This window comes from Collinsella sp. D33t1_170424_A12, from assembly GCF_015554865.1.
Lineage (GTDB): Bacteria > Actinomycetota > Coriobacteriia > Coriobacteriales > Coriobacteriaceae > Collinsella.
The window spans coordinates 1-9,379 of sequence record NZ_JADNJJ010000125.1 but is presented as its reverse complement, the minus strand read 5'-3'; the positions used below and the strand labels follow the sequence as shown (position 1 = coordinate 9,379).

Sequence of the window (9,379 nt, the reverse complement as noted above, 5' to 3'; positions counted from 1 at the left end):
CGCTCGTCGCGAAGGCCGAGCGGGGGCCGCGCCGCCGTCCGACATGCACTCCATCCCTACCAGCAGGGATATTGAAGCTCCGTGCTGCGGGCCATCGAGCTCGTCGTCCACGCGATGTGGGTTCTGGATCGCGGGAGCCCGACGTGCTTCGCTCGCGGCCCGCAGCCGCCTAGCGCACTCGGGCGGCACGCAGTTGACGCAGCAGCGATACGAATGCCACGGCTTCGACAACCGCCGCGAACCCGATGATGGCGCCCGCCCCCGCATTGCTGTAGAGCCACCCGGCAATGGTGCCGCCGAGCATCGTGCCGATACCCGTAACCAGGGCAAACGACCCGTATCCCGTAGCGCGCATCGTCGTGGGGAGCAAATCCGCCACATAAGCGCGCATAGTCGATTCCTGTACGCCGGTGGTCGCACCCCACAGCACGACGCCGACCATCATGACCGGTACGGAGCCGCTGAAGGCGAACACCGGGACGAACGCGCTCAGCACCGGCAGGGCCAGCAGCGTCTTGGGTCCGATGCGGTCGTAGAGCGAACCCGTGGCCAGCGCGGCTACGCCGTCCACCAGCATGGCCACGGCATAGAGCACCGGCACTGCCGCATCGGACACGCCGGCGCCCACCATGTGGAACGACAACACGGCGAAGGTGGCGACGCCCACCAGGCACAACCCGCAAAACAGCGAATACTCCCAAAACTGGCGAGGCAATCCGCGAAAGCCCGACGCAGCAGGCGCATCCCCAGCGGAAGCGGTGCCGTTACCGGCCGCAACCCCCGAAGCATCGCCGTTGGCCTCACGCGCGAACGATCCGTCGTCCTCCCCCGCCGCCACCTCTTCAAAACGCGCGGGATCGGGGTTGCGATGGCGCAGGAACGCCAGGACCGCGATGGCAGCGGCCGCAGGAAGGATCATCACGCCCAGCGCGCGATCGTACGCGCCGCCGGTCACGAACAGGATGCCGGACACGATGAGCGGTCCCAACGTGGCACCGATCTGATCCATCAGCTCATGCAGGGCAAAACCCTTACCGCGCCCCACCGCAGCCGATGCGTGCGACAGCATGGCGTCGCGCGACGGCGTGCGCACGGCCTTGCCCAGGCGCTCGACGACGATGAGCGCGCCCACGGCGCCCACGCTGCCCGCCCAGCCCATCGCGGGCACGGCCAGGGCGGTGATCGCGTAGCCAACGATGGCGAACAGCCAATAACGCCCCACGCGGTCGGCAAGCGGACCTGTTACCAAGCGCCCGGCAAGCGAGGTCGCCTCGCCCAATCCGGAGATGAGGCCAACGGCAGCCGCACTGGCGCCCAACGAGGCCAACAGCGGGCCTTGAACGCTCAGAGCACCCTCGTACACCACATCCATCAGCATGCTTACCAGGCCGAATCCCACGATAAACCGCGATGCGTCGCGCATCAGCCCGCGCGTCTCGCGCACCATACGCCGCCCCCTCGTCCGCAACGGTCAAACGCAAAAAGCGACGCGCCCCACAAGGACGTGTCGCCATTCGCTTCTCTTCATATAAGGATAACCGACTTGCGTAACACATGCACGTTATCCTACATGTGTTGATATGTTCTTTACAAAAGGGGAGCGGACATTCGATCGGCACCTCGCACGTACTCCTTCAGCCGCGCAAACGAATCGTCCGAAAGGCAATGCTCCATGTGGCAGGCCTCCTCGGCGGCAAGCTCCGGCGATACGCCGGCGGCAACCAGCAGGTCGCGAAAGAACGTGTGCTGCTCTAGCACGTGCTCGGCGCGCTCGCGTCCCTTTTCCGTAAGCTGCACATCGCGCCGTACCACCGCGATGTAACCATGCTCCTGCAGCGCAGACACCGCCTTGGAGACGCTCGCCTTCGTAACGCCCAGATGCTCGGCGATGTCCACGGAACGCACCACGCCGTGTTCGCGGCCGATCACCAAGACGGCCTCCAGATAGTCTTCCCCGGATTCTCGAAGTGCCATTACGCCACCCTTTCAGTATCAGTTAGTCTAAGCTTACTGTAACGGAAGAACCGGGAAAGGCAACCACGACTTTTCGGCGCGGATAGCAAAACGGCCCGGGGCGCCGCAAGACGCCCCGGGCCGCGAGCAAGCGCGCAGGAGGAACTAGTCGAGCACCTCGACGAGCTCGATATCGAAATTGAGGTCGCAACCGGCGAGCTCGTGGTTCGCGTCGAGCTTGACGCCCTCGGGCGACACCTCCACGACGGTCACAGGCACGGGCATGCCGCCAGGACCCTGCAGGAAGAGCTTCATGCCCACCTGGACCTTGTCGAAATCGGGCACCTCGGCTGCCGGGAAGAACAAGATCATGTCCTCGGAACGCTCGCCGTACGCCTCGGCGGCGGGAATGTGGACGGACTTCTTCTCGCCCACCTCCATGTCGAGCACGGCGGCGTCGAAGCCCTTGATCATCTGGCCGGCGCCGGCGACGAACTCGATGGGCTCGCCGCGGTCGTAGCTGGAATCGAACTGGGTGCCGTCATCGAGCGTGCCGCGGTAATGCGCGCGCACCTTCTTACCCTGGTTGGACATCTGCATCCTCTTTCAGTCGTAGGAACTCCGCCCGGATGGAGGCGAAGAGCTTGCGAGATAGCCGAAGCGGGCACGTTTCTCCCCTCCGGCACGTTGAACCACTATACCCGACGCCGCGCGTGCCTATGCCGCGCGCGAGGCAAATCTACTCAACCGCCGCCACGCCCCGCTTGTCCTGCGGGAGCACCAGATTCAAGATGATGCCCACGAGCGTGGAGGTGGCCATGCCGGGCAGGGTGTAATCGCCCAGCGGGATGGCGATACCGGAGCACTCCATGCCCACGCCCAGGATGATGACGACCGACGCGATCATGAGGTTGCGGTTCACGTCGAAGTCGACGCGGTTGGATACGAGCATACGAAGGCCGTTGGAGGCGATGAGGCCGAACAGCAGCAGGCATACGCCGCCCATAACCGGGCTGGGGATGGAGTTGATGAGCGCGGCCAGCTTCGGGCAGAAGCCGCCCACCACGAGCGCGAAGCCGCCCGCATACCAGAAGATCTGCGTGGAATACACGCGCGTCACGCTCATCACGCCGATATTCTCGGCATAGGTCGTAGTGGGAGGACCGCCCAGGAAACCGGAGATGACGCAGGACAGGCCGTCGCCCGCAAGAGAGCGCGGCAGCAAAGGCCGATAGTCGCGATCCACGATCTCGCCCACCGCCAGCAGGTGACCGATGTGCTCGATCACCACGACGATGGCGACGGGGGCGACGAGCGCGATGGCGCCCATGTCGAATGTGGGGAAGCTCACGTTAGGCAGACCGATCCACGCCGCCTCGGCAACCGGCGCGAAATCCACCATGCCAAGCGCCACGGACACCAGATAGCCCACGATGATGGCGAGCAGAACGGGCACGGTGCCCACGATGCCGCCACGGCCCGAGAACAGCACGGCGGCAAACAGCGTAACCGCCGCCACGATGGCCCCCTGCACGTTGAAGACCGCGGCTCCGGCGGCGTCGGTCCCCATGAACGCCATGTTGGCCGCGGTGGCCGACAACCCCACACCGATAACGACCATGACCGACGCCACCAGCACGGGAGGCAGCAAGCGATCGAGCCAGCCGGTACCCACCAGCTTGATGATACCCGCGACGGCCAGGAACACGAGGCCCGCCACGATCACGCCGGACATGGCGGCGTCGAGGCCCCGCATGGCGCCCACGGCGACGATGGGGCTGATGAAGGCGAACGAGCTTCCCAGATAGCTGGGGATCTTGTTGCCGGTTACCAGCAGATAGCAGATGGTGCCGATACCGGAGCACATGATGGCGACGTTGGGGTCGAGGCCCGTAAGAACGGGAACGAGCACCGTGGAGCCGAACATGCTCATCATGTGCTGGATGCCCAACGGGATGGCGCGGCCGGGCGATACCCGGTCGTCGACGCCGATGACTTCACGCTCGTGGTGACTCATTGGCAGTCCTTTCGATAGGGAACAATTCGGTTTATGGTACCGTTTCCCAAAAGAAAGAGACACGTAAAGTCAAATTTGATCGCAAGCGGCAGGATGGAACCGCGCGGAGCGCAGCGCGACGAGCAAGCAAGGACAAGAGCCATGAACGAACACGAGGCAACCATCATCACAACCCCCGTCAACGGGATCCCCGTAGAAGTGCGGCGAAAGCGCGTGAAGAACTTCAACCTGCGCATCCGCACGGACGGCACCGTGGCATTGAGCATCCCGGAGCCCGCCACCATGGAGGAGGCCCAGGCGTTTCTAGCCGAACGCGAACGATGGCTCGCGCCACGCGTGCCGAAGCGCATCCCCGATGCGAACGGCGACGATCCGGCAGCCACGTGCACCGCAACGGAAGCTTGGGAGCGCACGCACCTCTGGGGCAAACCGCTCTCTCCCGACGAGGCGCCCGCAGATGCCAAAGCCACCGCAGAGCTTCAGAAGAGCGAGCTCATGCGCGTGCTGCCGAAAACGATGAAGCGCCTGCAGAAGAAGGTCGGCGTGGAAGCGGGCTGGTGGCAGATCCGCCACATGAAGACGTGCTGGGGCTCGTGCACCCCGAGCACCGGCGCGATCCGCATCAACGCGCGCCTCGCCTCATATCCGCCCGCCTGCCTCGAGTACATGATGATCCACGAACTCGTGCACCTGATGGAGCCCAACCACGGCAAGCGCTTCCACATGCTCCTCGACGTCTACTGCCCGCGCAATCGCGAACTCAAGCAGCTACTCAGCCACGCAGCCGAGACGATCGCATAGGCGTGCGCTACCGCACAGGCGGGGGCGCGCCGCCCGCGCAGCGCGCCCCCGCCCAGCAAAATCGTCTCGCGGATGCGGGCCACCGCGCAAAACGGGCGGCCCGCATACGGCGCGCGCAGCGCCGCGCCCCTACCGCAGGCGCTCGATCTCCACGCCCACGGATCGCAGCGGCAGGCCTACGGGAGCCCACGGCTTCTCGATCTTCAGGCGAACACCCATCAGAAGCGGATAGCGGTCGATGAGATAGGCCGCCAGCGCCTCGGCCATACGTTCAACGAGCTTAAACGTATGCTCGCGCAAGAAGCCGTCGATATCGTGGCACACCGTGCCGTAATCGATGGAGGCGTCCAGGTCATCCGTCTGGCCCGCACGGCGCGTATCGCAGTAAAGCGTCGCCGACACCACGAACTTCTGGCCGAGCTTGTTCTCTTCCTCGTATACGCCGTGGTTGGCATACACTTCAAGGCCGTCGATAAACACCTTATCGGCCAAGGCCACGTCCTCGGCCGTCACATGGCTCACGGATCCGGCGCGCACCGGCAGGCCCGCGCCATCGCGGCGCGCCAGCACGCCGCGGTCGTCCTCGATGGTCTCGCACAGCTTCTTCTCGCTCATGCTCATCGCTTCCTTACATACGAATCGCGAGGTTCTTCTTCTCGTCGGGCCAGTTGCACGCCGAGCGCGCAGGACAGGCGAAGCAAGGGCGAACCGCCTTGTCGGCACGGCGCAGCGCCCGCGACAACACGGCCGCGCGGTCGGCGGCGGCATCCGGTACCGCCGCGCTCGAACGATGATGCGCGATCGCGCAGACGATCTGCGCGCACTCGTCCGGCGAGAAACGTGTATCAGGTTCTACCGTACCCAAAATCTCGCGGGCAATCCGCGCTCCCGCCGCATCATGGGGCTCACCCGTCTCGTATTCGGCACCGCGGCCTATATCATGCAACAACGCCGCAGCGTACACGATGTCCTTCGGTATATGGAGGTCGCGTGCAGACTCGTCCTCGAGCAGCAAGATCCAGCACGCACGCGCCACATCTAGGAAATGCTGCAGGTCGTGGCGGCAGAAGATGCGATTCGCCTCGGCCTGCTGCAACGCGGCGAACGCATACCGGTAGCCGGGGTGACGCCAGACGGCGTCGACGCGCGGCATGTCCGCCGCGCCCGCCCCTGCAGGCGCCGACGAAACCCGGCTTCGGCACGGCGCATCCGATGCCGACGCACGGCCCCGTGCGGCTCCGGCCTCGACAGACCCCAGCGCAACGGCCATATCTAGCCGCGATCCAGCATGTTGAAGAACCGCTGCTCCAGAGCGGGGTCCGACTCGAACACCCCGCGACGAGCCAACGTGACCGTCTTCGTGCCCGGCTTCTGCACGCCGCGCATGGTCATGCACATGTGCTCGGCCTCGAGCAGGACGATAGCGCCCTGCGGCGCAAGGTAGTCCATGAGCGCATCGGCAATCTGCGCCGTGAGCTGCTCCTGCAGCTGCAGACGACGGGCGAACGTTTCGACCGTGCGCGCGAGCTTGGACAGGCCGGCGACGCGACCGTTCGGGATATAGCCGATGGCGGCCTTGCCATAAAAGGGCAGCATATGATGTTCGCACAGCGAGTAAAACGTGATATCGCGCTCGATCACCAAATCGTTGCTACCAACGGAGAAGGTCTTGGAAAGGTGCTCGGCGGCATCGCTCTCCATACCCGCCGCAAGTTGCTCGGCATACATGCGCGCCACGCGCGCGGGCGTCTCGACCAAGCCCTCGCGCGAGGGGTCCTCGCCGATCCCCTCGAGCAACAGGCGCACGGCCTCTTCAACTTTTTGCTGGTCAACCATGGTATACGCTCCTTAACGCATGCACGTGCACGCGTTTTGCATCACTGTTCTCGCTATGGTACCACGAATGCCCCGCCACCGCTTGAGACCCAGGCGCATCCAGCTCGTATACGGCTGCACCGCGTGCCGCGCACCGCCGTTGCCGGCGCAGATGGAGCGAAGTGCAAGGATGCCGCCGGCGCACAAAAGGCGGCAGGCGCTACATCGCATGAGTGGCGTAGATTTCCTTATCGACCCACGGCATCACGGCGGCATCCACGGCCTCCCCGCGCTCGATGGCCGCCAGGGTGGCAGGCATATCGATCAGTCGCTGGTTGGACGATCCACGGAATCGCAGCGTTATATCGTAGAGCTCCTGAATGAAAGGTCCATCGACCAACACGTCCACGCAGGAAAGCAGGCGGTCCGTATATTCGGTTCGATGACGGCCACCGGGCAGCAGCTCGTCGAGCGTGTCGCCGGTAAAGCACCATATGGTCTTGCCGCTCGTCCGCGGGTACGCGGCTCGCACGCGCTCGAGAAAGCCGACCAACCCCGCCTGGTTCTCGGGCTCCATAGGCTCTCCACCCAGCACCGTGAGGCCATCGACGTACGCGGGACGAAGCGATTCGATGATCTCATCCTCGACCTCGCGGGAAAACGAATCGCCTGCGGCGAAGTTCCACGCTACCTCGTTAAAGCAATTCTTGCACCCGCGCCGGCAGCCCGAAACAAACAAGCTGGTCCGCACACCCTCGCCATTCGCGATATCGAAATACTTAATCTCAGCGTAGTTCATCGAGCACACCCCCACCGTCGCGTTTTCGCAACAGTGTAGGGATATGTGCACGGCATCGCAACGCGCCGCGTCCAACGCCATCAAAACCGCAGGCGTCTGTTCTATCAAAAAGAAAAGGAAAGCGCACGCCCCCGAAGGGGCCCGGCCCCGTTGGGATCGAATCCCATCGGGGCCTCCGTGCGAGCAGGACAGCTCGAGCGCCGGATGCCGTATGTCCCCGGCACCCGCCTGAATCAACCCTACAGGTGCAGCACGCGATCGCGAATCTCCTCGGTGCGGCCCTGGTTCCAGAACTGCGTGCCGATGTACCCGCACGTACGGCGCGCCACGTTCAGCTTCTCCTGGTCGCGGTTGCCGCAATTGGGGCACTCCCACACGAGCTTGCCGTCGTCCTCGACGATAGCGATCTCGCCATCGTAGCCGCACTCCTGGCAGTAGTCGCTCTTCGTATTCAGCTCCGCGTACATGATGTTGTCGTAGATATACTGCATCACGCGGATGACTGCCTTGAGGTTATCCTGCATGTTGGGAACCTCGACATACGAGATGGCGCCGCCCGGAGACAAACGCTGGAACTGGCTCTCGAACTGAAGCTTATCGAAAGCGTCGATCTCCTCGGTCACGTGCACATGGTAGCTGTTGGTGATGTAGCCCTTGTCGGTGACGCCGGGAATGATGCCGAAACGGCGCTGCAGCAGCTTGGCGAACTTGTACGTCGTCGACTCGAGCGGCGTGCCGTAGAGCGAGTAGTCGATATCCTCGGCAGCCTTCCACTCGGCGCACTTGTCGTTCATATGCTGCATGACGTCCATAGCGAACGGCGTGCCCGCGGCATCGGTGTGGCTAGCACCCGTCATGTACTTCACGCACTCATACAAACCCGCGTAACCCAAGCTGATGGTGGAGTACCCACCGTACAGCAGCTTGTCGATGGTCTCGCCCTTGTCCAGGCGGGCCAGCGCACCGTACTGCCACAGGATGGGCGCAGCATCCGACAGGGTGCCCAGAAGGCGCTCGTGGCGGCAACGCAACGCCTTATGGCAGAGCTCGAGGCGCTCATCGAAGATCTCCCAGAACTTGTCCATATCCTGATGCGACGAAAGAGCGACGTCGACGAGGTTGATGGTCACGACGCCCTGGTTGAAGCGCCCGTAGTACTTGGGCTTGCCCGGTTCGTAGTTCTTGGCGCGCGCCACGTTATCGTAGCCGTTGCCGGAACGATCGGGCGTGAGGAACGAACGACAACCCATGCAGGTGTAGCAATCGCCGTTGCCCTCGGTCTCGCCCTTTGAGAGCTTGTACTCGCGCATCTTCTTCTCGGAGATGTAATCGGGCACCATGCGCTTGGCGGTGCACTTGGCGGCCAGCTCCGTGAGATAGAAATAGGGAGCGCCCTCGGTGATGTTGTCCTCTTCGAGCACATAGATGAGCTTGGGGAACGCTGGGGTGATCCAAACGCCCGCCTCGTTCTTCACGCCCTCGTAACGCTGGCGCAGCGTCTCCTCGATAATCATGGCAAGATCGCGCTTCTCGGACTCCGTGCGCGCTTCGTTCAGGTACATGAACACGGTTACGAACGGCGCCTGGCCGTTCGTGGTCATAAGCGTAACGACCTGGTACTGAATGGTCTGGACGCCGCGGCGGATCTCGTCGCGCAAGCGCGTCTCCACCACGTCGGCCACTTTGTCCTGCGGCGCCTCGACGCCCAGCTCGGCGAGCTCGGCCTCGACCTGACGGCGAATCTTCTGTCGAGATACCTCGACGAAGGGGGCGAGATGCGTGAGCGAGATGGACTGACCGCCATACTGGCACGAAGCCACCTGGGCGATGATCTGCGTGGCGATGTTGCATGCCGTGGAGAAGCTGTGCGGCCTTTCGATGAGCGTTCCCGAGATCACGGTGCCGTTCTGGAGCATATCCTCAAGATTCACCAGGTCGCAGTTGTGCATATGCTGGGCGAAGTAATCGGAATCATGGAAATGGATAAGGCCCTC

General features: G+C 63.7%; 10 protein-coding genes. 1 reads left to right on the top strand and 9 read right to left on the bottom strand.

Annotated elements, in window-relative coordinates; translation table 11 throughout:
* Nucleotides 1-169: 169 nt before the first annotated feature.
* The 4 genes from I2E26_RS05505 to I2E26_RS05490 all read right to left on the bottom strand — a co-directional run bounded on the left by I2E26_RS05505 (nt 170) and on the right by I2E26_RS05490 (nt 3,970).
* Entirely contained in the window at nt 170-1,447 is a 1,278-nt protein-coding gene (locus I2E26_RS05505; RefSeq protein ID WP_229056443.1) for an MFS transporter, read from the bottom strand.
* A gap of 140 nt (nt 1,448-1,587) precedes the next feature.
* Nucleotides 1,588-1,974 carry a metal-dependent transcriptional regulator gene (locus tag I2E26_RS05500; protein ID WP_195419925.1) on the bottom strand — a complete coding sequence of 129 codons (387 nt, stop codon included), beginning with the start codon at nt 1,972-1,974 and terminating at the stop codon, nt 1,588-1,590.
* A gap of 144 nt (nt 1,975-2,118) precedes the next feature.
* The gene (locus I2E26_RS05495; protein WP_147588669.1) at nt 2,119-2,547 is read right to left on the bottom strand and encodes a peptidylprolyl isomerase; all 429 of its coding nucleotides are present in this window, start codon (nt 2,545-2,547) and stop codon (nt 2,119-2,121) included.
* Nucleotides 2,548-2,692: 145 nt separating this feature from the next.
* Nucleotides 2,693-3,970, bottom strand: coding sequence for a uracil-xanthine permease family protein (locus I2E26_RS05490; RefSeq protein WP_195419924.1), 1,278 nt, complete (start codon nt 3,968-3,970; stop codon nt 2,693-2,695).
* Nucleotides 3,971-4,111: 141 nt separating this feature from the next.
* On the opposite strand from I2E26_RS05490, the gene I2E26_RS05485 reads away from it, so the two are divergent.
* Complete coding sequence (locus I2E26_RS05485) at nt 4,112-4,771, top strand: M48 family metallopeptidase (RefSeq protein WP_195419923.1); 660 nt, start codon at nt 4,112-4,114, stop codon at nt 4,769-4,771.
* A 129-nt stretch (nt 4,772-4,900) separates the two neighbouring features.
* On the opposite strand, the gene folB is transcribed toward I2E26_RS05485, so the two are convergent.
* From folB to nrdD, 5 genes are all read right to left on the bottom strand, one after another.
* Nucleotides 4,901-5,386 (bottom strand): dihydroneopterin aldolase, encoded by a 486-nt coding sequence (gene folB, locus I2E26_RS05480; protein ID WP_195419922.1) that lies wholly within the window; start codon nt 5,384-5,386, stop codon nt 4,901-4,903.
* A 13-nt stretch (nt 5,387-5,399) separates the two neighbouring features.
* A complete protein-coding gene (locus tag I2E26_RS05475; protein WP_195419921.1) occupies nt 5,400-5,924 on the bottom strand; it encodes an HD domain-containing protein in 525 nt (174 codons plus the stop codon).
* A gap of 119 nt (nt 5,925-6,043) precedes the next feature.
* Complete coding sequence (gene folE / locus I2E26_RS05470) at nt 6,044-6,607, bottom strand: GTP cyclohydrolase I FolE (protein WP_195419920.1); 564 nt, start codon at nt 6,605-6,607, stop codon at nt 6,044-6,046.
* A gap of 199 nt (nt 6,608-6,806) precedes the next feature.
* Entirely contained in the window at nt 6,807-7,385 is a 579-nt protein-coding gene (nrdG, locus tag I2E26_RS05465; RefSeq protein WP_195419919.1) for an anaerobic ribonucleoside-triphosphate reductase activating protein, read from the bottom strand.
* A 239-nt stretch (nt 7,386-7,624) separates the two neighbouring features.
* On the bottom strand, nt 7,625-9,379 hold a 1,755-nt coding region (gene nrdD, locus I2E26_RS05460; protein ID WP_195419918.1), incomplete at its 5' end, for an anaerobic ribonucleoside-triphosphate reductase.

Bases quoted from the DNA above. Each gene is read 5' to 3' on its own strand.
- I2E26_RS05505 (WP_229056443.1), bottom strand. From the start codon at position 1,447: ATGGTGCGCGAGACGCGCGGGCTGATGCGCGACGCATCGCGGTTTATC.
- I2E26_RS05500 (WP_195419925.1), bottom strand. From the start codon at position 1,974: ATGGCACTTCGAGAATCCGGGGAAGACTATCTGGAGGCCGTCTTGGTG.
- I2E26_RS05495 (WP_147588669.1), bottom strand. From the start codon at position 2,547: ATGTCCAACCAGGGTAAGAAGGTGCGCGCGCATTACCGCGGCACGCTC.
- I2E26_RS05490 (WP_195419924.1), bottom strand. From the start codon at position 3,970: ATGAGTCACCACGAGCGTGAAGTCATCGGCGTCGACGACCGGGTATCG.
- I2E26_RS05485 (WP_195419923.1), top strand. From the start codon at position 4,112: ATGAACGAACACGAGGCAACCATCATCACAACCCCCGTCAACGGGATC.
- folB (WP_195419922.1), bottom strand. From the start codon at position 5,386: ATGAGCGAGAAGAAGCTGTGCGAGACCATCGAGGACGACCGCGGCGTG.
- I2E26_RS05475 (WP_195419921.1), bottom strand. From the start codon at position 5,924: ATGCCGCGCGTCGACGCCGTCTGGCGTCACCCCGGCTACCGGTATGCG.
- folE (WP_195419920.1), bottom strand. From the start codon at position 6,607: ATGGTTGACCAGCAAAAAGTTGAAGAGGCCGTGCGCCTGTTGCTCGAG.
- nrdG (WP_195419919.1), bottom strand. From the start codon at position 7,385: ATGAACTACGCTGAGATTAAGTATTTCGATATCGCGAATGGCGAGGGT.